Origin of the sequence: Dermabacter sp. HSID17554 (assembly GCF_003989295.1) — a bacterium.
In the GTDB taxonomy this organism is placed as follows: Bacteria; Actinomycetota; Actinomycetes; order Actinomycetales; family Dermabacteraceae; genus Dermabacter; species Dermabacter vaginalis.
Map to the genome: position 1 here is coordinate 117763 of NZ_RBLW01000003.1, position 21613 is coordinate 139375.

A 21613-nucleotide genomic window follows, 5' to 3' on the forward strand; every position below is an offset into this window, starting at 1 on the left:
GTGGCGGGAGGGGCCGACGCTTGCCCTGCTTTAGTTGGGGCCGACCGTGCCCACGCGCGCCGGGCGCAGGACACGTTCCCCCATCATGTAGCCGGGCTGCATGATGACCTCGAGGCTCGTCGTCTCGGCCTCATCACTGCTCGAGTGCATGAGCGCTTCATGCTTTTCGGGGTCGAACTCTTCGCCAACCTCGCCGTAGCGAACGAGACCGTGCGCACCGAGTGCTTCCTCGAGCTTGCTCGTGATGGAGGCAAACGGGCTGTCCTCGGCGATATCCCCGTGCTGCCGAGCGAGCTCGATGTCGTCGAGGACGCTCAGAAGCGATGTGAGGACCTTTGCGACGGCCTGCTGCTGACCCACGACGGCGCTCTGTTCGATGCGCCTGCGCGAGTTCACGTACTCTGCCTGGTCGCGCTTGAGCTGCTCTTCGAGCTCGTTCACTTTCGCCTTGAGGGCTTCGGTCTCGGCGACAGCGCTCTCGTAGAGGGCTCCGGCCTCGGCGGAGAGATCGTCGACCTCGGCGCCGTCGGGCGTGTCAGTGCTGTTCGCGCCCGTCGCGGCGGGCGCGGGAGTTTCCTCCGGCGCGCCGTCGGTTGGCTGCTCGTTCATGTCTGGCTCCTCGCCTTTCGTGGACGTGCGCTTGTCGGTGAACGTGAACGGTTTGTCGTTCTCGCTCACTTGTCGTCCTCATCGTCAACGATCTCGGCGTCGACGACGTCGTCGTCTTCGCCCGAGGTGGCGTTGGTCGAATCCGCACCTTCGGCCTGACCTTCCTGCTCAGCCTGCGCGGCCGAGTAGATGGCGGTGCCGATGGCCTGGAGCTTTTCGCTCAGGGTCTCGCGTGCCGATTCGAGGTCGCTCGTCGAAGCATCCTCCTTGGCGAGCAGTTCCTTCGCTTCCTTGATCGCGTCCTCGGTCGCGGTCTTGTCGGCATCCTGGATCTTGTCGCCGTTGTCCTTGAGGAGCTTCTCGCCCTGGTAGGTGAGCTGCTCAAGGGTGTTGCGGGCGTCCGCGTTCTTGCGGCGCTCGGCATCCTCGGCGGCGTGCGCCTCGGCGTCCTTCACCATGCGGTCAATCTCTTCGTCCGAGAGGCCCGAGCCGCCCGTGATCTGGATCGACTGCTCGTTGCCGGTGCCGCGGTCCTTCGCGGACACGTTCACGATGCCGTTCGAGTCGATGTCGAACGTGACCTCGATCTGCGGCATGCCTGCGGGGGCCGGCGCAATGCCCGAAAGCTCGAAGGTGCCGAGCAGCTTGTTGTCCCGCGTGAACTGGCGCTCGCCCTGGTAAACCTGGATGGCGACCGAAGGCTGGTTGTCGTCGGCCGTCGAGAAGACCTCGGAGGTCTTGGTCGGGATCGCCGAGTTGCGCTCGATGAGCTTCGTCATGAGGCCACCCTTGGTTTCAATACCGAGCGAGAGCGGCGTGACGTCCATGAGGAGCACGTCCTTGCGGTCGCCCTTGATGACGGCGGCCTGGAGCGCAGCACCGTACGCCACGACCTCGTCGGGGTTGACGCCCTTGTTGGGCTCCTTGCCGGTGAGCGAAGTGACAACTTCGGTCACGGCCGGCATGCGGGTCGAGCCGCCCACGAGGATCACGTGGTCGATGTCGGAAACCGAGACGTCGGCGTCCTTGATGACCTGGTGGAACGGCGCCTTCGTGCGCTCGAGGAGATCACTCGTGAGCTCCTCGAAGTGCGAGCGCGTGAGCTTCTCGTCGAGGTGAATCGGGCCGTTTTCGCTCATCGAGAGGTACTGGAGCGAGATGTTGGTCGAGGTCGAGCTCGAGAGCTCCTTCTTGGCCTGCTCAGCGGCCTCCTTGAGGCGGTGAAGGGCAATGCGGTCCTTCGAGAGGTCCACGCCGTCCTTGTTCTTGACCTGGCTCACGAGGTAGTCCACGACGCGCTGGTCCCAGTCGTCGCCGCCGAGGCGGTTGTCGCCCGCGGTCGCAACGACCTGAATGGCCGAGCCGTCTTCGTCCTTCGAGATTTCGAGGAGCGACACGTCGAACGTACCGCCACCGAGGTCGAACACGAGGATGCGCTCGTCGTCCTTACCCTTTTCGAGGCCGTACGCGAGTGCGGCGGCCGTCGGCTCGTTGATGATGCGCAGGACGTTGAGGCCCGCGATCTGGCCGGCGTCCTTCGTGGCCTGGCGTTCCGCGTCATTGAAGTAGGCGGGGACGGTGATGACCGCGTCGGTCACGTTCTGGCCGAGGTACGACTCGGCATCGCGCTTGAGCTTGCCGAGGATGCGAGCCGAGATTTCCTGGGGGGTGTACTTCTTGTCGTCCACATCGGTCGTCCAGTCGGTGCCCATGTGGCGCTTGACGGACGAGTACGTGCGATCAACGTTGGTGGCTGCCTGACGCTTAGCAACCTCACCGACGAGAACTTCGCCGGACTTCGAGAAGGCAACGACCGACGGGGTCGTGCGTGCACCTTCGGCGTTGGCGATGACGGTGGGCTCGCCACCTTCGAGAACGGCGACGACGGAGTTGGTCGTGCCGAGGTCAATTCCTACTGCCTGTGACATAAGTGTTCTCCTTCCGCGCATGCGGCCGAGTGGATTTTTTCGGTGGCCGCATCGCTATCAACATGTCGGTTGCTCATGAACGCGACTAGTCAACGCACCCCGTCGCCGGGTTGTCAATCGACGTGTCACTGAACTTGAGTTCACTAGGCTCAACTCTCATTGAGGGGCGGTTATTCCATCGCGCCTCAAACATGACGCACGCCACATTTCTCGCGTCTTCTTGGCTGCCTGCGTTATGACGCACCTCCAAGGCATGCGTGCCAGAATCGAACGCGCTGGAGCTCCACCAGCACCCTCGAGCCACGGAAAGAAGCGGTCATGCCCACACACTGCGCCGACCCCCTCTCGCTCGAATTCGCCGAAACCCCTTCGCCCCTAGGCACACTTCTCTTCGCGGCAACGTCACACGGGCTCGTGCGCATCGCCTTCGAAAGTGACGACCTCGACGCCATGAAGGCCCTTACCGAAGCGCAACTACGCAAATCCCAGCCGCTCGCAGCGCAAGAGAAGCCTCTCGATCCTCGCGATGTGCTGAGCGACGCAAAAAATGAGGTCCTCGGCTTTCTCGAAGGAGACCGTCGGACCTTCACGCTCCCTCTTGACCGCTCCCTCTCCCAGGGCTTTCGCCGGAGCGTGCACGAGGCGATCGAGCTGATCGGTTTCGGCGAGAGGCAAAGCTACGCGTGGGTCGCTGAGCGTGCCGGCAACGCGAAGGCCGTGCGCGCGGTGGGCACGGCGTGCGGCATGAATCCCCTCCCGATCGTGGTGCCGTGCCACAGGGTCGTGAAGTCCGACGGCAGCCTGGGCGGCTATAGCGGCGGGATTGAGAAGAAGCGTTTCTTGCTCGCGCTCGAGGAGATCGAGGCCTGAAAATAAGGCCGCGACACACACGAGGGACCGTCGGCCCCTCCCTCGCTCCGGTGAAGTCGACGGGCTAGACCGAACCCACGACGTTGACGAAGCGCCTCAAGCGCTCGTCCTGTGACTCGAAGAAGTCATCGGGCTCGCCGTTGAACAGGATTTTGCCGTCCTCGAGGAAAACAACGCGGTCGGCGACACGGCGCGCAAATTGAAGCGAGTGGGTCACGACGACGAGAGTGCGATGCTCAGACGCGAGCGACGAGAGCACCGCGATCACCTCGGCGGCGAGTTCCGGATCGAGCGCCGACGTGGGTTCATCGAAAAGCAGATAGTCGGGACTCAGAGCGAGCGCGCGCGCAATGGCGACACGTTGCTGCTGACCGCCCGAAAGCCGCGCGGGATAGGAATCGACTTTCCCCGCGAGACCGACCCGCGTAAGCGCCGTCATACCGAGCTCTCGAGCCTCAACCTTCGCCACTCCTCGGGACTTCACCGGCGCAAGCGTCACGTTCTCAAGAGCCGTGAGGTGAGGGAACAGGTTGAACTGCTGGAACACCATGGTCGAATGACGCCTGATCTCGCGGATCTTCTGCTCAGCGAGTTTGCGGCTCACGTCGATCGGGCCGGACCCGAAATCGAGCGTGCCCTCATCGGGCTTTTCGAGCAGGTTGATCGAACGAAGAAGCGTCGATTTGCCCGAGCCCGAGGGGCCGAGGAGAACGGTGGTCTTGCCGGGCTCAATATCGAGATCAACGTGGTCGAGTGCGGTCAGGGCACCGAACCGTTTCGTGATCGACCGCAGCTTGAGAGGCTCGCGAGCGGCGCGCGCCTCGAGACTCGTGGGGTTTTCAATCGCGCTCAACGTACACGCTCGCTTTCTTCTCGAGCCAGGCCTGGAGAAGGCTCAGCAAAGAGACGAGGGCCAGGTAAATCGCGGCCACAAGGATATAGAGGTAGAACGGCTCGAATGTCGCTGCGGCACGCTGCTGCGCGACCATGAACATGTCGAGCAAGGTGATGGTCGAGACGAGACTCGTGCCCTTCACAAGATCGATGAAATCGTTGCTGAGAGGTGGAAGCGCGATCCGGAATGCTTGCGGGGCGATGACCTTGAAGAAGGTTGTGCGGCGGTCAAGATCGAGCGTCGCAGCCGCCTCGTACTGGCCGCGCGGAATCGAAAGGATCGACGCACGCACGGCCTCGGAAGCATACGCACCGCAATTCAGCGCCAGGGTTCCGACGGCTGCCGTCCACGGATTGAGCATGAGCCCCGGGAAGACCTTCGGGAGACCGTAAAACACAATGAAGAGCTGCACGAGTAGGGGCGTTCCGCGAAAAACCCACACGTACAGCCACGCAATCGCCTTGAGCGGGCGAAAACGCGAGAGCCTCGCGCTCGCCGCGAGAACGGCGAGCACGAGCGAAATCGCGAAGGCGATGAGCGAAAGCGGGATCGTGACCTTGAGGGTCGCGAGAAGCATTGGGCCGAGCGCGCCCGACCACACTTCTAACGCTCGTGAAAGATCGAAATTCACCTGGACAGCTCCGTGACGAGACTACTGCTTGGGCGTGAGGTCAAGACCGAGCCACTCCTCGTCGATCTTCTTGATCGTGCCGTCCTCAAGAAGTTCAGTGATGGCCGTATTGATTTTCTCGGTGAGCTCGCTTCCCTTCTTGAGCGCACCGGCGATGAGGATCTCGGTCTCGAGTTCCTCGTCGAGCACCGTGATGGGGGCATCGGGGTGCTCTTCGAGATACGTGTTGAAGGCGACGACTTCGTTTGCGGTCACGTCAGCGCGGCCCGACGAGACAAGCTCAATCGACTCGGCAAAGCCGGGGGACGCGACAATTTCGGCACCGGCATCGGTCATCACTTCCCCCCAGTTTGAGGTTGTTGTCTGGGCAGCCCGGCGCCCCTTGACGTCAGCGAGGGACGCAATGTCCGAGCCTTCCGGTACGCCGAGCCGCCCCTGGGTGAGGGCGTAGGGAACGGTAAGATCGAAGGCTTTCTTACGTTCGTCGGTCACCGCCACATTGTTCATCACGAGGTCGTACTGACCAGCATCAAGGCCCGCGAGGAGGCTGTCCCACTTCGCTTCGGAATACTCGACCTTCGTGCCGAGTTTCTCCGCGATTGCTTCGATGATGTCAATCTCAAATCCCACGAGCTTTCCCGATTCATCGTGGAAGTTATAGGGCTTGTAGACGCCTTCGACACCAACCTTGAGCACGTCGCCGGCGCTGCTCGAGCCACCGCCCCCTTTCTCAACCGTGGAGGAGCCGCACGCCGCGAGAGCGAGTGCAGCGGCAGAAATACCGGAGGTGGCAAGGATCGAGCGACGCGAAACAAAACGGGACATGAGGACTCCTTGAAATGAGGGCTGGATTATGAGTTCTTGGCGGCATCAAGCGCCTGATCGAAGTCAGCGAGGAGGTCGTTGATGTTTTCGATCCCCACACTGAAGCGCACGAGAGTATCCGTGATGCCTGCGCGTTCGCGCGCAGCCTGCGTCATGCCGTCGTGGCTCATCGTCGCGGGAATCGACATGAGGGATTCGACTCCGCCAAGGCTCACCGCGAAGGAGGGAATCTCAAGCGCGTGGAGGAACGTCTTGAGGTCGTAACCCTCGGCGAGCTCGAAGGAGAAAACTGCACCGATACCCGCGGCCTGGCGCTCGTGGATTTCACGCTCATGCTCGCTGAAGGACCCGGCTGAGAGCACGGTCGCGATGCCAGGATGTTCCCGCAGGTGGGCAACGAGCTTCTCGGCATTCTCCTGCTGGCGGGTGATGCGCAGCGGAAGAGTTTTGATCGCCTGGAGAAGACGGATCGAGGTGAAAGGCTCGAGAACTCCGCCGAAGACCTTCTGACTCAGCCGAATATTCTCGGCGAGGTCGTCATCATTCGTGGTCACGGCACCCGCGAGAAGGTCACTGTGCCCGCCGAGGAACTTCGTCGCGGACTGCACGACGAGGTCGGCACCCATGTCGAGGGGGCGTTGAAGCACCGCGGTCATGAAGGTGTTGTCGATGACGAGGAGAGCGCCGTGCTCGTGGGCGAGCTTCGCGAGGCGCTCGATATCGACGACTCGCAGCGTGGGGTTGCCGGGGGTCTCCACGAAAATCATGCGGGTCTTTTCGCTGAGGTCCGCGCTCGTAATAGAGCCGAGGTCGTCGAAGAACGTGCCGGTGAGACCTGCGCGCGGGAAGATCTTTTCGACGTAGCGGAAGGTGCCGCCGTAGACATTCGAGGAGAAAAGAACCTCGTCACCAGGACTCAAAAGGCTCAAGACCGAGCTCACCGCCGCCATTCCAGTTGCGAAGGCAAAACCATGCTTCGCCTCCTCAAGGTTGGCGATCACAGACTCGAGATCGCCGCGCGAGGGGTTCGAGCCGCGCTGGTAGGCGTAGTCGCCATCAATCGTGTCGATATCGAGTTCGAAGGTTGAGGAAAGGTGGACGGGCGGAACAACCGCCCCGAATTCGCTCGTGCGCGGCGCGAGAATGGCGCGGGTATCGATATGCATGTCTCTCCTCAATCGTGTCGTTACACCGTTCTTCGAGGCCATCCGCGCTAACTAACGCTTATGCACCCCATAAGCTCTTCCATAGTAGGGGTTTTCGGCGGAGAAAACCAAAAGGTGTGACGCACTATGACGCACCAGAAGCCTCCTCACACCTCCGTCTCAGGTATGAGCCTTGCGCACACGAAGCATTCTCAAGTCTGTTGCCTCACACTCGAAGATCGCGAAGAATAAAAGGCGTTGCGACAGTTATCGCCACTTGCCCCGACCGAGAAGGACACCCCATGACCACACAGGCCCCTCCCACCCCCGTCGCCGTCAGCGCACGCTCCGTCACAAAAACCTACGGAAGCGGAAACGGCCGCGTTGTCGCCCTCAACGGCGTCAATCTTGACATCCACGCCGGCCAGTTCACCGCCATCATGGGCGCCTCTGGCTCGGGTAAGTCCACGCTTCTGCACTCACTCGCGGGCCTCGATTCGATTGACTCCGGCACTATCACGGTCGAAGGCACCGAGATCACCGCACTGAGCGACTCCCAGCTCACGAAACTTCGACGCGACCGCATCGGCTTCGTTTTTCAGTCCTTCAATCTTCTGCCGATGCTCACGGCTCAGGAAAATATTCTGCTTCCTCTCGAACTCGCGGGGCGCAAGGCCGATCAGCAGTGGTTTGGCATGCTTGCCCAACGTTTTGGCCTTGCCGAGCGTCTGAGCCACCGCCCGAGCGAGCTTTCCGGCGGTCAGATCCAGCGCGTCGCACTCATGCGCGCTCTCATTACCCGCCCCGCCGTCATCTTCGCGGATGAGCCAACCGGCAACCTCGACTCCGCCTCCACGGAAGCTGTTCTGAGCTTTCTTCGCGAGAGCGTCGACGTGCTCGGGCACACGGTCGTCATGGTGACTCACGAAGACGACGCTGCGCAGCGTGCCGATCGCATCCTTCGCATGTCGGATGGTCGCATCATCGCCGATGACTACATCGGTCAGAAAGCGGTGCAGGCGCGATGAGCACACTCAAGCTTCAACCAAGGCGCCGGCACCTCGCCGCCGCTATCACCATTGCCCTCACGAGCGCCTTCATCGCGATCGCCGTACTCGCCGTCGGTTTTCTTGGCGACGCCGTGCGCGCACAAATGACCGAGCCGGTCGCCGGTGCGAGCGCGGTTGCGCAACCCGCGTACAGTAGCGACACGAACCCGGCGGCTTTCACGCCCGAGGCTCTCGGAAAGGTCGAGGGTGCCGACGGCGCCTTTTACATGTCGACCGGATTGGTGGCCATCGCCCTCGATGAAGGCGAAACGGGTCAGGAAAACCCGCTCAAGTCAAAGGGCACCTTCGTGCAGGTCAACCCCGTGCGTCCGGGCGCGGGGGCAGACTTCATTGAAGGTCGGGAGCCGAGCGCCGAAAACGAGGTGGCCGTAGACTCGACGTACGCAAAAAAGCGCGACCTCACGATCGGGAGCACCCTCGCGGTGCAGTCCCTCGATACCGGTGAGACTCTCGAGTTCACCGTTTCGGGTATCAATCGTCCCCTCCTCTCGCAGGTGCTCAACCCGGGAGGCCGGCTCACCTTTTCGAACGCCGGAATCGACCTCATCATTGGCGCCGGGAGCGACTCCGAGCAACAGTCCTTCTCCATGTACCCCATAGCCGTCGTCGCGAAACCAGGGGTGAGCGAAGAACAGCTGGTCGCAAACCTCGAGAGCGCCGGTTACGATTCGGCGATCACCGTGACGAAGTATCTCGAGGAAACAGCATCGATCTCCCTCGTCATCATGGCCTTGCTTTCAACGGTCCTCTTGGCGTTCGTCTTGATCGCGATTGCCACGAGCGCGCTCGTGGTCACCAATTCCTTCGCCGTCACGATGGCCCAGCGAAGGCGCTCGTTCGCCCTCGCACGCGCCCTCGGTGCGTCGAGGCGTCAAGCGATGTGGGCGATCGTTCGTGACGCTCTCCTCGTGGGTGTCGTGGGTGCCCTTGCCGGTGTTGTACTCGCCTACCTCGCATGGTGGGGCATCCTTCTACTCGGGCGTGCAACCTACACCGAAGCTCTACCGTTGATCCCGGGCTTCAACATCCTCGCCGTTCTCGTCCCGCTCGTATCCTCGCTCATCCTTGCCGTCTGTGCCTCGGTTTTCCCAGCCCTCGGCGCGATGCGCGTCAAGCCGCTCGAGGCTCTGCGGCCTGCGGAAGTGGCCTCGGGCAAACATGCCTCGCTTATCCGTACGATCTTCTCCGCCGCCGTGGTCACGTTCGGCATCGTGCTGATACTCGGCTCTTTCGCCGTGGCAATTGCGCTCGACGACAACGAGTACGCGCCGCTCATCTCGATGCTTCTCGCGTTCGTTGGTTCCATCACCGTTTTGCTCGGTGTGATCGGGGTTCTCCCCGCACTCATTCCCCCGTTCGCGAAGGCCGGTAACGCGATCGCCTCAGCTCTCGGCCTCACGAGCGCACGCTTCGCGCTCCTCAATGCGGCGCGTCATCCGAAGCGCACGGGCATCACGATGTCGGCGCTGATCATTGGCACCACCCTCATGGCGACGATGGCCGCCGGGGCAGTCACGGCCGAAAAAACTCTCATTCGGGAGGTGACCGACCGCTTCCCGGTCGACTCGATTATCGCGGCGACGGATATGCCCGCCGGTTTCCTCGACAAGGTCAAGGGCACCCCGGGCGTCGGCGAGGCCCGAGAGGTTCCCGCCGCTGATTTGATGATCGGCGGCGCTTCCGAAGAGATGACGACCTTCGCCCCGACCGCGGACGACATCAAAGCCGTTGCAACGTCCGATCAGATCGAACTGCCACAACCGGGAGAAATCATTCTCGGCAAGGACCGTGCGCAAAAGTTCAAGGTGAGCGATGGCCAGGTCATCACCATTACCGGCGAGGACGGCTCGTCTCACGAGCTCAAGGTCCGCGTCTCGGGACGCCTCGCGATTTCTCTCATCAACCCAGACACCCTCCACGGTCTCGGCGTTCGCGAGGGCAAGGCGGTGTTCGCAAAATTTGCGGATCCGAACTCCCCCGAGCGTGCAAACACCTCTATTTTCGACGTCATTGTGTCGGTCGGGGAACTTTCCGAGCAGTTGCCTCCCGACACCGTCATGATGGTGAAACTCGAGGGCGCCCAGCGCGAGATCATGTCCACGGTAATCCAAACCCTCTTGACGATTACGGTCGTGCTCCTCGCCGTAGCTGTGGTCGTGGCACTCGTGGGCGTGGCCAACACGCTGAGCTTGAGCGTCATCGAACGCTCGAGTGAGTACGCACTCATGCGGGCACTCGGCACATCCAAAGGGGCGATTCGCGCGATGCTCCTGTGGGAAGGCGCGTTCATCGCCTCCATCGGTTCTTTGATCGGCGCGGTGCTCGGGTGCCTGTTCGGCATCCTCGGTGTGCGCTCGCTCCTCGTAGGGGACTTCGCCTTCTACCCTGCAGTCCCGTGGCTGTATCTCATCGTGATTGTCGTGGCTGGGCTCATCGCCGGCATCCTCGCCTCGATTCTTCCCGGGCTTCGGGCGAGCGCGGCAGCGCCCGCGCAAGCGCTCGCACGGAGGGATGAATAGGAAGAATATGCCTCGTGCCCGGCTCTTCTCATAGCGGTCGGCACAGGGGTGGGGAGCGGTGCGTGCACGCCGCCCCCACCCCTGTTCTTTACGGGTGAAAAGGTGCAGGGCAATCCGGAAATGGAGGGCGTATTCGGCGGGTTCCTCCGCCCCTCACGGGCGAGCGTGGCGGCTCAGGAAGCGTCGGAGCGCTCGAGCACGGCCGTGGCGAGTTGCACGAGATCTTCTCCGGTGATGCCGGGCCAGCCATTGAGCGCCCGCCGCCACACTGGGTCGATCGCCTTGAAACCCACCGTGGCTCCCGCGAGGGCACCGGCGATGGCAGCAACCGTGTCGGTGTCGTTACCGCTGCGCACCGACGCTTCGAGCACGCGCGCGAAGTAGGCGCGCCGCTCAAACTTGTCTTCGGGAACGCGACCCGCGTGCCACAGAGCCGAGACTGCCGCTTGGAAGGCGTGGATCACCCATCCGTTTCGCGCAAAGTAGGCGGGCGGCACGCTGTGCGCCTCGGCAATGAGTCCCCTCCAACGCTCGCGCCGTTCGGGGGCAAGTCGTGTGAGACCGATGCTGACATCGAGCTCCCCCGTGAGGATCGCGTGGCGGATCGCGAAGCTCCACAGAACCGCGGCTTCGATTGTGTCGAGATCGACGTGGGTGAGGGTGTTGACGGCAACGACGGCACGCTCGAGTTCATCGTCGCTCGCGTGCAGGTGGGGCAGAACGACCGAGTGTGTCCGCATGAGCCCGCCGTTGCCAGCGGTGTGATGCCTCTCCTTGTTGATGACGCGCGCGGCTTCGTGCATGTCGCGGCCCGAGGGCACGCTGTTGCCGTGGGCCTCGGCTGTTTCGAGCGCGGCAAGGAGCACATTCGAGGTGAGGATTCCGATGTCGGGCGTTTCACGTGACCACTGGAACCAGCCGGCGGCGATCGCATCGAGGGCACTTTCGCGTTCGAAAGGTGTCGTGTGTTCGCTGTGGGCGGCGGCGCGCAAGATCACGATCGCCATTGCCGTATCGTCGGTCCACTCCCCCGGCTTCCAGCCGAGCTGACCTCCGCCAGCCATCGCCACGTCGTCGGAGTCTGCGATCGGCGGCTCGAATTCGTAAGGAGCGCCGAGCGCGTCGCCCGTGGCAGCTCCAAGAACTGCACCGAGTGCACGTTCACGCTGCTGTTTCTTCAGGGTAGGGGTGTCGCGGAGGTCCTGTTTTCCTGGACCTTCTGGGGCCTCGTGTGAAGGGGCGATGTTCGACATTTCTCGTTCCCCTTTCTTCGCATAGTTTGCCGGTGCGGTGAGTGCACGGCGCGGAGCCCACGCCTCGTCGCGCACACCAATGTGCCAAGTTTAAGCTGGGTTCCTCGCATTTTCCTGTGCCTAATGGGCAAATGCGAGTTGTCTCATTACGCTTGGAGGGCGCATCCGGCACCCGGTTGACCAAGGAGAATGTGTGAGTACAGCGCCCGAACCCGCCCACGTTGTGGATCCCGGCACCGATCGTTGTTCGTGCGGCAGCGATCATGATCACGGTCCTACGGGCAACGACGTCGTTCACGCGCTCGGGCGCGGGTTTGCGATCCTCTCGCTCCTCACTCCCCTTCTCGCCCTTGTCCTCTTCGCCGCGTGCCTCGTGGCGACACCGACTTCGGCCGGTGTGCTCTTCCTCGGCATTGGACTCGGGCTCGCGCATCTCGCGCTCATGCTCGTGGCCGGCGCGGTCGGTGCGAAGAAGGGCCCGGCGATGACCGCTTCGCCGTGGTTCCTCGTTGGCCGCGTGGCCATCGAAGAGCTCCTGCGTTTGCTCGTCGCACTCATCGCCCTCGTGACCCTCAGCTGGCAATGGAGGGGTGCTTTGGGCCTGTGGATCGGCGTGGGGGCGATGCTCGTGTGGGCCATTCTTGCGACCGTGCAGCTTGCCACGTCACGTCGGCGCATCGCGCGCCCGTCGGATTGGTCGAAGGAGACTGTCCTGAGCGTCCTCGACGGTGGCATTTCGGTGCGCCGAGCGATGACCGTGCGCTTTGTTGATATCGCGGGTCTTTTCCTCTTCCAACTCGGCGCGTGCACACTTGTGACAGCAGCTCCGATCATGACGGTCGCGACAATCGTTTTGTCGATAGCCTCGGGCCTTTCCACCCTCATCGTGCAGAGCCTGAGCCCGGCGCGCCGCAAGAATTCTCCGTGGGTGTTCGCCCCCTGTGCGATCGGCGTCGTGACGGCCGCCCTCGCCGTCGCCTTTGTGCTTGCGCCCGGGGTCGCGGCGCTCTCCTAAGGCGCCCGACGCTTGCTACGCGCCCATCGTTCCCGAAAGCACGACCATGGCGAGCGCCAGCAGGGCGATCCACACGGTACTGAGCGCGCCAAGAATGACGGGACGTCCACCCACGCGCATCAGGCCCTTGACCTTTACACCGAGGCCAAGCGCGAACATCGCCGCAGCAAGCAGCCCGGTTTGCAGCAACTTGAGCCCCGAAAGCGCCCCGGCGGGGATGATGTGGAGTGAACCGATACCGATCATGACAAGGAACCCCACGACGAACAGCGGGACGATCGGCGGGCGCTTCGCTCCTTCGCGGAGCGTGCCGCGCGAGCGCTCCGCGAAGGAGAGCGCAACGGCGACCGGAGCGAGGAGAACGACGCGCGTGAGCTTGACGATCACGGCGACCGAGAGCGCCGCAGCCCCATAGGCTCCGCCCGCGGCGACGACCTGCGCGACCTCGTGAATGCTCGCGCCGATCCATGTACCGCCGGCGACCTCTCCCATTCCCATGGCGTGGGCAGCGAGCGGCGCGAGCGGGATCATGAGGGTGCCAAACAGGACAACGAGGGCGATTGCTGTGGCGACCTCTTCCTCGTCGGCATCGGCGATGTCCTCCACGCCCGCCACGGCGGCCGCGCCACAAATCGAAAAGCCACACGCAATAAGGATCGAGAGCGGGCGGCTTATCCCGAGCAACCTCGCCATCGCGAGCGTCCCCACAAGCGAGAGGGTCACAACAAGCACGACTCCTACGATCACGCGCCATCCAAGAGAGAGGATGTCCCCGACCGCGAGTTGGAGGCCGAGAAGCACAATCCCCACGCGCAGGAGTTTCTTCGAGGAGAATTGCACACCCTCGCCCCACGAGTCGGGTATCGAAACGATATTCGTGAGCACTGCGCCGAGCACGATCGCGAGAAGCAAGGGGCTGAGCGCGGGCACGGCAAGATTTACGGCCACCGCAATCACGGCGACGAGAAGGCACGGCACGAGCCCGGGCAGGAGGGTACGCAAAGAAGAAGGCATGGCCCCATCCTAGGAGCCCCGCCGCGACCAGGTAAATTTTCACGGCCATCACGTGATACATCCACCGTTCACAAAGGCCGGATCGCTACTGTGGAGGGAACCGTCGGAACCCGTTCCCTACCCCGGAGGACCCTCATGACCTCGCCCACCGCCCAGACCGGTCTTGACCTCACGCAGATCGACGAGTGCGTTCGCCCTCAGGACGACCTTTTTGGTTTCATCAATGGCGCGTGGCTTGCCTCGGCTGAGATCCCTGCCGATAAGCCGAGCTACTCGGAATTCACGCGGCTGCGCGACCTCTCGGAGGAGCGCGTGCGCGGCATCATCGAGGACGCCGCCAAAACTGAGGCTTCCACCGAAACGATCGAGGGCAAGATCGGCGCGCTGTATGCGCTTTTCATGGACGAGCAGCGCCTGAACGAGATTGGCACGCGTGACCTCGAACCCCAGCTCGAGCGCATCCTTGGTCTCGAGGATCGCGCGGCGCTCACGAGCTTCACAGGCGAAGCAACCGCGCCCACGGGAATCATCGCCCTCTACGTGTGGAACGACGCGAACAATCCCGATCGTTACCAGGCGCAGATCGGGCAGGCGGGCCTCGGTCTTCCCGATGAGTCCTTCTACCGCGAGGAGCAGTACCAAGCGATCCGCGAGGCCTACGTTGATTACCTCGCGACTCTTGCCGACCTTGCGCAGCTCCCTGGGCGTGCCGGGCTCCCCGACGGCGATGCCCGCGCCCTCGCCGAAACCGTCATGGATCTCGAGACCCGCATCGCGAAAGAGCACGTCGACGTCGTGCGGAGGCGCGACAGCGAGAAATCCAATAACCCGATGACGATCGACGAACGCGCCGAGGCCTTCCCCGGTTTCGATTGGGATGCCTACTTCGAGGGCGCCGGTGCGAAGGCCGAGTGGGTCGAGACCATCAACATCAACGAACCCGAGTACACGAAGGCCATCGCCAAACTGTGGGGAAGCGAAAGCCTCGAGAATCTCCGCGCGTGGCTCGCACTGCACGCGATCGATGCGGCAGCACCGTACCTCAGCGAGGACTTCGTGAGCGCTCACTTCGATTTCCACGGCGCCACTCTCTCGGGCACCACCGAGATCCGCGAACGCTGGAAGCGTGGCGTGAGCCTCGTCGACTCGGCGCTCGGCGAAGCCGTGGGCGAAAAGTATGTCGCCGAGTATTTCCCGCCTGAGGCGAAGGAACGCATGGAGCACCTCGTCGAGGCACTCATCACCGCCTACCGCGAGTCGATCTCTTCGCTCGAGTGGATGACCCCCGCGACCCGCGAGAAGGCCCTCGCGAAGCTCGAGAAGTTCACGCCGAAGATCGGCCACCCCGAGGAATGGAAGGACTACTCGAGTCTTGACATTGACCCCGACTCGCTCCTCGCCACCGTCGGAAATATCGCGACCTTCACCCACAACTTCGAGCTCGGAAAGCTCGGCCGAAGCGTCGATCGCGGCGAATGGCACATGACCCCGCAAACCGTAAACGCCTACTACAACCCCGGTGCGAACGAGATCGTGTTCCCCGCGGCAATCCTTCAGCCGCCGTATTTTGGGATCGATGCGGATGACGCCGTGAATTTCGGCGGGATCGGCGCGGTGATTGGTCACGAGATTGGCCATGGCTTCGACGACCAGGGCTCCAAGTACGACGGTGACGGCGCGCTCAAGAGCTGGTGGACCGAGGCGGACCGAGCGGAATTTGAGAAGCGCACGCGCTCACTCATCGCCGACTACGATGCGATGAGCCCGCGCAATCTCTCAGATGAGCATCACGTGAACGGCGCCTTCACGATCGGCGAGAACATCGGCGACCTCGGCGGGCTCACGATCGCGCTCAAGGCCTACCTCAATGAGGTCGGCGAGGCGGCACACGAGGTGGGGCCCGACGGCTACACGGGCATCCAGCGCCTCTTCCTTTCGTGGGGTGCTGTGTGGCGCGGAAAGAACCGCGAGGCTGATGCCATTCGTCGCCTCGCGATCGACCCGCACGCTCCCATGGAATTCCGCGCGAACGGGGTCGTGCGCCATATTGATGCCTTCCACGACGCCTTTGAGGTGAAGGAAGGCGATGGGCTCTTCCTCGCCCCCGAGCATCGCGTGAGCATCTGGTGAGCGATGGCGCGCACGAGCGGAACTCTCGCACCCTTTAAAGGCAGGGTGAGGCCGGGGCGGGTCGCCTGGACCCGCGTCGCCCTCACCCTCGTGATCGGCGCGGCGATCTGTATCTTCGTGCTTCTCACGTTTGGCGATTCCGGGATTGGCACCGCGGTGATCCTCGCCTTGGGGTTTGCAGGCTATGCGGCGTGGGCGTGGCTGCGCACGTCGATCACGTTCGTCGTGGACGAGCATGGTGTGACGCCGCGCCTCGGGGGTTTTTTCACGCGGCCCACGTGGCCGCTCGAAAATTTCCGCACGGTCCAATTGCGCACGGTCGCACCCGAACGAGTCGGTTCCCTCGTGGGCAACATCGGGCTCGGGCGCGCCGAAGTCACGGTCTCGACTCTGAGCGACGTGAGTGCGGTCGAACCGTTCAAGCCTCGTACACTCCTCGGCCCCCAGGCCGACACGTCGTTCGCGGTGACGCACGGTGGCGAGCTCGTCGAGATCATCGGTCGCGACGGAAAGGCGTATCTGTTGAGTCCCGAGAAACCTCGCGAAGCCGCGGAGGCGATTGCGGCGGCGATCTCATTCGCGCGCTGAGCGATCACGCGAGCATCGACACAGCCATGTAGGATGTTCGGCGTCATCCACAGACAGGGGAGCACCGACCGGTGCTGAGAGTGCGCAAAGGGCGCTGACCCTCGAACCTGATCCGGGTAGTGCCGGCGTAGGGAGTCGGGATTTCTCGCGTGCCGCGGTGGCAAGGCTGCCGGGGCGTGCCCCTTCCGAGTGGGAAGGAGTGGTGATGACGAACGCACACGCCCCTCGACCGGGCTTTTCGGACCGCATCAAGTACCGCACGATCGACCTCGTGGTGATCGTCATGGTGGGCGTGGCCTTCGGCGTTGCCTTCGCCGGCTACGCCCAGCTTTACAACCTCACCGCGCCTCTCACCTCGGTGTTCCCCCCGCTCGAGGGCCTCCTCACGGGTTTCTGGTGCCTTCCGGCCCTCGTCGCGATGTTGATCGTCCGCCGCCCGGGCGCGGCCTTCGGCGCGGAGATTATCGCGGCGTGCCTCGAGGCGCTGCTCGGGAGCCACTTCGGCGTGGGCGCCGTCATCTCGGGTCTTCTTCAGGGAGCGGGCTTCGAGATTGCGTTCGCACTCTCGGGGTGGGCGAGCACGAGCGCGGCGGTCGTGATCGGCGGCTCGCTTCTCTCCACCTTCTTCGAGTGGCTTTACGAGATCGTCGCGTATTTCCCCTCGTGGTCGGCGACCTACAAAGCCATGCTTCTCGTTTTCTTCTGGATCAGCGCCCTGACGCTTCTCGCGGCCCTTGGTCGCGCGATTGTCGCGGCACTCGCGAAGGCCGGCGCGCTCAATCAATTTTCGGTGAGCCGGGACTTTACCGTTTCTGCAGCCCCGCGTGGCAGCTCTAGAATCGATGCATGATGACCACAGCTGCTCCTGATAACCATTCCGCTCTTCGCTACCGCACTATCGATCTTCTCGTTGTTGTATCGATGGGCCTGATCGCCGGCGTCGCATTCTTCGCCTACGCCGCAGGTCTCGGCGCCCTCAAACCCGTGTTCTCGCTTTTCCCGCCCAGTGAAGGCATCGCCGCGGGACCGTGGGCTCTGCCGGCAGCACTCTCGATGCTCATCGTTCGCAAGCCGGGCTCGGCCCTTGGCACGATGTGGATCGGCGCGATCATCGAGGCGCTTCTCGGCTCGCACTTCGGGTGGACAGTGCTCATTTCGGGGGCGATCGTCGCGATCGGTTTCGAGGTCATGGGTGCAGCCACCAAGTACGCAAAGCCGTCGTTCAAGTGGATTCTCGCAGGTGCGTGGATCTCGATGGTCGCGCAGTGGATCTGGGAGCAATTCGTGTTCTTCCCGAGCTGGGCCGTGCCATTCCGCCTCGCACACCTCGTACTCTTCCTCATCTCGGGTGTCATCCTCCTCGCTCTGCCCGCACCGGCAATCGTGCGTGCACTCGCGAAAGCGGGGGCACTCGGGAACTTCGCGCCCGGGCGTGAGGAGGCCGCACAGCGGTGAGTGAGAGTCCGACGCTTGCCCCGCCACGCGGTGCCGTGGGTGTGGGGATCGACGACTTCACCTACACACCACCGGGGCGCACATCCCCGGCACTTTCTGGACTGTCGCTCGAGATCCCCCCTGGTGAGCGCGTGCTCCTTACGGGGGCGAGTGGCTCGGGAAAATCGACAATTCTCAAGGCTCTGAGCGGCCTCATTCCCGAGGACCCGCCAGAGGGAACCGACCCTTCTGTTCCTTTGCCCGAGCCCTCCCCCGTGCCGGGGGTTACCCTCATGGTGCAAAATCCCGTGCACTCGTTCGTGGGTGCCACCGCGGGAATCGATACGGCCTTCGGCCCCGAAAACGCGAGCGTCGATCCTGCTCGCATGCCGGAAGTCGTGCGCGATGCGCACGCGGCCGCCGCGTTTTCGTCGCCGCTCGAGGCGAATCCCTATCACCTTTCTGGAGGGCAGCAGCAGCGCCTCTCACTCGCCGGTCTCCTTGCGACCGGATCGGGGGCTTACGCTCTTGACGAGCCTCTCGCGATGCTCGATGAGGCAACGGCCCTTGCGGTGCGCGACGCCATTTGTGCTGCCACAAAGGGCCTGACGCTCATCGTCGCGGATCATCAGGTGGAACTGTGGCTCGATCACGTCGATCGCGTTATTCGCATCGGAGAGGGCGGTCGCATTCTGGAGGATGTTTCCGCACAGACATGGCGAAGCTCCGGGGCTCGCAGCGACGAAACCTTCGCGACCAGCCACGCGTGTGCACAACGCACCGGCGATGACTCTGCCCTCATCGACCTCGAGGTTCCCGCGACGCTCGAGGGCCGCACTCTGTTTGCCGGCCCCGTTCACGTCGAGCTTTACACCGGAGAACTCGCCGCGCTCACGGGCCCAAGTGGCATCGGCAAGTCCACCTTGATCCGCTACCTTCTCGAGGAGACCCGTGAACGCACGGGTAGGGGTAAGCGCGCAGCGAAGAAGGCGCCGTTTCGAGCCGCATGGCTCCCGCAAAACCCCGAGCAGAGCTTCGTCGCCCGCACCGTCCTCGACGAGGTGAAAGCCGGCGCCGAGGATCCGAGCGACGATGAGGCCGCACGGGCGTGGCTCGAAGCGACGGGCCTCGCTCACCTCGAATCCGCCGGCCCCTTCACGCTTTCAGGGGGTGAGCAGCGTCGTCTCGCCTTCGCGACGGCACTCGCCTCGGGCCGCGACATTCTCGTGCTCGACGAGCCGACTGTGGGCCTCGACGACGCGGCGTTTGGCGCGGTGGCTGAGCTCATTGCTCGCGCACTCGTCAGCGGCCGCGCGGTCCTTGCGGCCACCCATGACGAGCGGCTCGTGCGCGCGTGCGACCGAGTCATTGCCCTCGAGGCAGCGCCGGGGCGTGATGATCTCCGAGAGAGTATCGCGTGCCAGCAACCGTCGGACTCGTCCCCCGCTCCCCCGATCCCGCGCGTTCCCCACCCGCCGCGCGCCGTCGCTGCCGATAAGCTCAATCCACTCACGATCCTCGCGATCGCCGTTTTAGCCTTCGCGGGATCGTTCGGAATGCACACGCTCGCGCCGACGCTCACGGGCACCATTCTCACGCTCATGCTCATCCCTCTCGCCTGGCGCACTCCAGCCCGGCTCATGGCGCGTCTTGCACCAATCGTGCTCGCGGCGCTCACCATCGCGTGGTCGGCCGGGATTCTCTCCGGCAGGCCACTCGGCGAACTGTCGACATGGCAGGGCGCCGGCGTCGAAGGCCTGAGAATCTTCGCCATGGTCGGCCCCGGCGCGATCCTTCTTGAAGGTCTAGACCCGACCCGCTTCGGTCAGGCTCTAGCCCAAAAGTGTCATGTTCCCGCGCGGTTCGCGGCAGCCATGAGTGCGGGCCTCGCGCGGCTCGGACACGTGTTTTCGCAGTGGGGCGACATCGTCTTTACGCGCCGCATCCGCGGCATCCAGCAGCGCAACTCCTTCGCGCTCTACGCCGGTGCAACGTTTGCGCTTCTCGTCTCGACGCTGCGCGGCGCGGAGATCCAAGCGCTCGCGATGGATGCGCGCGGATTCGCGACTGCGCAACGGCGCACGTGGGTCCACGATGCGCGGTTCACGTGGCACGATGCGTGGGGCTTGGGACTCGGGATCGTCCTGCTGGCCGCGCCCATCATCGCTACGCTTGTGGCATGAGTGAAAGCACCGCGCCCCAGCCCGGTACCGACGCCGACACCGATGAGGCCGCCGCTCTTGCGCGCGCCCTCATGGATGCCGCGCGAGAGGGGAACGTCGACGCCCTTCGCCGTGCGCTCGACGCGGGCGTTCCGCTCAACATGCAAGATGCGGATGGCAACACCATGCTCATGCTCGCCGCCTACCACGGCCACGAGGCGCTCGTGAGGCTGCTCGCAGAGCGCGGCGCGGACGTCGATCTCCTTAACGACCGTGGCCAGAGCCCGCTCGCGGGCGCTGTCTTCAAGGGCTTCGACGACGTAGTCGAAGCCCTCGTCAACGCTGGCGCTGATCCGGACGCGGGCAGGCCAAGCGCGCGCGACAGTGCCAGCTTTTTCGCGCGTCACTACACCTTCTAAAGCCGACTTTCCGCGCGTGCGAGCGCGAGAGCCCCGTCGAGGGGCGAGGCTGCCTCACGTACGTCGAAGCCTTCGCGCTCGAGCGCGTAGCGCACGAGGTCCCCGATGGGACCGCGCGAGGTGAGAACGCTTCCTGCGAGAACGACGCACACAGGAGACTCACCGCGCAGAGGTTTCGCAAGCGCAAGCGCGCCCTCAAGGAGAGACTCGACAGCCTCCGCGACAATCTCCCTCGCGACCGGATCCCCCTCCCCCTCACCGAGGTGACCGAGCTCGGTGACAATTGGTGCGAAACGCCCGTACTCCGCCGGGGCAAGGTCATAGACCTCCCGGATGAGGGCTTGGCGCGGATCGAGGGAAGCGGCGTTCTCCCGCGGGGGAAAGCCGAGTTCTTCACAGATGCGGCCGGTGAGAGCCGTTGCGGGGCCGCGTGCATCGAGGTCCGCCGCCGTCGCTTCGAGCGCGCGTTTCCCAAGCCAGACGGCCGAACCGATGTCTCCGAGGAGCCACCCCATGCCGTCGCGGCGCACTGACTCCACGCCCCTCACGAAGCTCACGCTTGCCGCGCCGGTACCCGCAAGAACGAGAACGCCGGTGGGTCGGGACGAGGATGCCGGGAAGGCACTCGCGAATGCCGTGCAGAGGTCATCGACGACACGAACATTGGCGGGATCGACCTGGAGGTGGTGGGCCGTCGCTTGCGAAACAACGGCCTCACGCACGAGTGCCTCGATGCGCTCGTGGCGGGCGGGACCCGCTCCAGAAATTCCGAAGACGGCCTTTTCCAGGATGCTGTCGCTCTCGAGTTGGGCGAACGCGCGCGCAAGTGTCTGCTCGAAGTGGTCGAGCGCGTCGGGGCCGGAGGACCGCACGTTAAATCCCGCCCCATCGACCCGAATCGCGCTGGAGCCTTCGCACTCGTGCGCACGTGCCGCGTGAGGCTCGCGAACGCCCTCGAGCGCGAGGCGCGTGTGGGTCGCTCCGACGTCGGCGCCCAGGAGCATGGGAATCGGCATATCAACAGTCCTTTCGGTCTCCGTCAGTATGTCACCAGCGCCACAGATTGTGGTAAGTTTCATCACGAGGCATGCGTATGAAATATTTTT

At 63.7% G+C, this 21613-nt stretch carries 19 protein-coding genes and 1 riboswitch; of the genes, 10 read left to right on the forward strand and 9 right to left on the reverse strand.

From position 1 onward, the window contains the following. Positions 1-30 precede the first annotated feature (30 nt). Together D8M36_RS06185 and dnaK are read right to left on the reverse strand one after the other, a co-directional pair. Positions 31-678: a nucleotide exchange factor GrpE gene (locus tag D8M36_RS06185; RefSeq protein WP_126847592.1), complete on the reverse strand. Its 648-nt coding sequence runs from the start codon at positions 676-678 to the stop codon at positions 31-33. Next, a complete protein-coding gene (dnaK, locus tag D8M36_RS06190; protein WP_126847594.1) occupies positions 675-2537 on the reverse strand; it encodes a molecular chaperone DnaK in 1863 nt (620 codons plus the stop codon). Before dnaK ends, D8M36_RS06185 begins: the two co-directional genes overlap by 4 nt. A gap of 318 nt (positions 2538-2855) precedes the next feature. Between dnaK and D8M36_RS06195 the strand changes: the two genes are divergently transcribed. Further along, entirely contained in the window at positions 2856-3407 is a 552-nt protein-coding gene (locus D8M36_RS06195) for a methylated-DNA--[protein]-cysteine S-methyltransferase (RefSeq protein WP_126847596.1), read from the forward strand. 64 nt (positions 3408-3471) lie between these two features. On the opposite strand, the gene D8M36_RS06200 is transcribed toward D8M36_RS06195, so the two are convergent. The 4 genes from D8M36_RS06200 to D8M36_RS06215 are packed head-to-tail and all read right to left on the reverse strand — an operon-like array spanning position 3472 to position 6924. Continuing rightward, positions 3472-4260: an amino acid ABC transporter ATP-binding protein gene (locus D8M36_RS06200; protein ID WP_274542646.1), complete on the reverse strand. Its 789-nt coding sequence runs from the start codon at positions 4258-4260 to the stop codon at positions 3472-3474. Then, on the reverse strand, positions 4247-4933 hold the full coding sequence (locus tag D8M36_RS06205) for an amino acid ABC transporter permease (protein ID WP_126847597.1): 687 nt from the start codon (positions 4931-4933) through the stop codon (positions 4247-4249). The genes D8M36_RS06200 and D8M36_RS06205 overlap by 14 nt, the downstream gene beginning before the upstream one ends. Positions 4934-4954: 21 nt before the next feature. Further along, positions 4955-5758, reverse strand: a complete 804-nt coding sequence (locus D8M36_RS06210; protein WP_126847599.1) for a transporter substrate-binding domain-containing protein — start codon at positions 5756-5758, stop codon at positions 4955-4957. A gap of 26 nt (positions 5759-5784) precedes the next feature. Further along, positions 5785-6924, reverse strand: coding sequence for a trans-sulfuration enzyme family protein (locus D8M36_RS06215; protein ID WP_126847601.1), 1140 nt, complete (start codon positions 6922-6924; stop codon positions 5785-5787). 281 nt (positions 6925-7205) lie between these two features. Here D8M36_RS06215 and D8M36_RS06220 point away from each other — a divergent pair, with 281 nt between their 5' ends. Then, positions 7206-7931: an ABC transporter ATP-binding protein gene (locus tag D8M36_RS06220; protein WP_126847603.1), complete on the forward strand. Its 726-nt coding sequence runs from the start codon at positions 7206-7208 to the stop codon at positions 7929-7931. Beyond that, a complete protein-coding gene (locus D8M36_RS06225; RefSeq protein WP_126847605.1) occupies positions 7928-10492 on the forward strand; it encodes an FtsX-like permease family protein in 2565 nt (854 codons plus the stop codon). Before D8M36_RS06220 ends, D8M36_RS06225 begins: the two co-directional genes overlap by 4 nt. A gap of 173 nt (positions 10493-10665) precedes the next feature. Here D8M36_RS06225 and D8M36_RS06230 read toward each other — a convergent pair whose 3' ends face one another. Continuing rightward, a complete protein-coding gene (locus D8M36_RS06230; protein WP_126847607.1) occupies positions 10666-11745 on the reverse strand; it encodes an ADP-ribosylglycohydrolase family protein in 1080 nt (359 codons plus the stop codon). Positions 11746-11938: 193 nt separating this feature from the next. Between D8M36_RS06230 and D8M36_RS06235 the strand changes: the two genes are divergently transcribed. After that, positions 11939-12760, forward strand: a complete 822-nt coding sequence (locus D8M36_RS06235; protein WP_126847609.1) for a hypothetical protein — start codon at positions 11939-11941, stop codon at positions 12758-12760. 15 nt (positions 12761-12775) lie between these two features. Here the strand turns inward: D8M36_RS06235 and D8M36_RS06240 are convergent, their stop codons facing one another. After that, on the reverse strand, positions 12776-13774 hold the full coding sequence (locus tag D8M36_RS06240) for a YeiH family protein (protein WP_126847611.1): 999 nt from the start codon (positions 13772-13774) through the stop codon (positions 12776-12778). Positions 13775-13909: 135 nt separating this feature from the next. Here D8M36_RS06240 and D8M36_RS06245 point away from each other — a divergent pair, with 135 nt between their 5' ends. The 6 genes from D8M36_RS06245 to D8M36_RS06270 all read left to right on the forward strand — a co-directional run bounded on the left by D8M36_RS06245 (position 13910) and on the right by D8M36_RS06270 (position 20507). Then, the gene (locus D8M36_RS06245; protein ID WP_126847613.1) at positions 13910-15904 is read left to right on the forward strand and encodes a M13 family metallopeptidase; all 1995 of its coding nucleotides are present in this window, start codon (positions 13910-13912) and stop codon (positions 15902-15904) included. Between the two features lie 3 nt (positions 15905-15907). Then, positions 15908-16492: a hypothetical protein gene (locus D8M36_RS06250; protein ID WP_126847615.1), complete on the forward strand. Its 585-nt coding sequence runs from the start codon at positions 15908-15910 to the stop codon at positions 16490-16492. A gap of 45 nt (positions 16493-16537) precedes the next feature. Further along, a riboswitch (TPP riboswitch) is annotated at positions 16538-16643 on the forward strand. Between the two features lie 54 nt (positions 16644-16697). Then, on the forward strand, positions 16698-17342 hold the full coding sequence (locus D8M36_RS06255) for an ECF transporter S component (protein WP_126847617.1): 645 nt from the start codon (positions 16698-16700) through the stop codon (positions 17340-17342). After that, entirely contained in the window at positions 17339-17947 is a 609-nt protein-coding gene (locus D8M36_RS06260; protein ID WP_126847619.1) for an ECF transporter S component, read from the forward strand. Before D8M36_RS06255 ends, D8M36_RS06260 begins: the two co-directional genes overlap by 4 nt. After that, positions 17944-20109 carry an ATP-binding cassette domain-containing protein gene (locus D8M36_RS06265; protein ID WP_126847621.1) on the forward strand — a complete coding sequence of 722 codons (2166 nt, stop codon included), beginning with the start codon at positions 17944-17946 and terminating at the stop codon, positions 20107-20109. The genes D8M36_RS06260 and D8M36_RS06265 overlap by 4 nt, the downstream gene beginning before the upstream one ends. Further along, positions 20106-20507: an ankyrin repeat domain-containing protein gene (locus tag D8M36_RS06270; protein ID WP_126847623.1), complete on the forward strand. Its 402-nt coding sequence runs from the start codon at positions 20106-20108 to the stop codon at positions 20505-20507. The genes D8M36_RS06265 and D8M36_RS06270 overlap by 4 nt, the downstream gene beginning before the upstream one ends. Here the strand turns inward: D8M36_RS06270 and D8M36_RS06275 are convergent. Beyond that, positions 20504-21523 (reverse strand): N-acetylglucosamine kinase, encoded by a 1020-nt coding sequence (locus D8M36_RS06275; protein ID WP_161970218.1) that lies wholly within the window; start codon positions 21521-21523, stop codon positions 20504-20506. The two genes, D8M36_RS06270 and D8M36_RS06275, sit on opposite strands and share 4 nt — an antisense overlap. Between the last annotated feature and the right edge of the window lie 90 nt (positions 21524-21613).

What these genes read in the sequence shown, in the direction of transcription:
- D8M36_RS06195 (WP_126847596.1), top strand. Translation starts at nt 2,856, where the DNA reads ATGCCCACACACTGCGCCGACCCCCTCTCGCTCGAATTCGCCGAAACC.
- D8M36_RS06255 (WP_126847617.1), top strand. Translation starts at nt 16,698, where the DNA reads ATGACGAACGCACACGCCCCTCGACCGGGCTTTTCGGACCGCATCAAG.
- D8M36_RS06215 (WP_126847601.1), bottom strand. Translation starts at nt 6,924, where the DNA reads ATGCATATCGATACCCGCGCCATTCTCGCGCCGCGCACGAGCGAATTC.
- D8M36_RS06260 (WP_126847619.1), top strand. Translation starts at nt 17,339, where the DNA reads ATGATGACCACAGCTGCTCCTGATAACCATTCCGCTCTTCGCTACCGC.
- D8M36_RS06275 (WP_161970218.1), bottom strand. Translation starts at nt 21,523, where the DNA reads ATGCCGATTCCCATGCTCCTGGGCGCCGACGTCGGAGCGACCCACACG.
- D8M36_RS06230 (WP_126847607.1), bottom strand. Translation starts at nt 11,745, where the DNA reads ATGTCGAACATCGCCCCTTCACACGAGGCCCCAGAAGGTCCAGGAAAA.
- D8M36_RS06240 (WP_126847611.1), bottom strand. Translation starts at nt 13,774, where the DNA reads ATGCCTTCTTCTTTGCGTACCCTCCTGCCCGGGCTCGTGCCGTGCCTT.
- D8M36_RS06250 (WP_126847615.1), top strand. Translation starts at nt 15,908, where the DNA reads ATGGCGCGCACGAGCGGAACTCTCGCACCCTTTAAAGGCAGGGTGAGG.
- D8M36_RS06210 (WP_126847599.1), bottom strand. Translation starts at nt 5,758, where the DNA reads ATGTCCCGTTTTGTTTCGCGTCGCTCGATCCTTGCCACCTCCGGTATT.
- D8M36_RS06225 (WP_126847605.1), top strand. Translation starts at nt 7,928, where the DNA reads ATGAGCACACTCAAGCTTCAACCAAGGCGCCGGCACCTCGCCGCCGCT.
- D8M36_RS06220 (WP_126847603.1), top strand. Translation starts at nt 7,206, where the DNA reads ATGACCACACAGGCCCCTCCCACCCCCGTCGCCGTCAGCGCACGCTCC.
- dnaK (WP_126847594.1), bottom strand. Translation starts at nt 2,537, where the DNA reads ATGTCACAGGCAGTAGGAATTGACCTCGGCACGACCAACTCCGTCGTC.
- D8M36_RS06245 (WP_126847613.1), top strand. Translation starts at nt 13,910, where the DNA reads ATGACCTCGCCCACCGCCCAGACCGGTCTTGACCTCACGCAGATCGAC.
- D8M36_RS06270 (WP_126847623.1), top strand. Translation starts at nt 20,106, where the DNA reads ATGAGTGAAAGCACCGCGCCCCAGCCCGGTACCGACGCCGACACCGAT.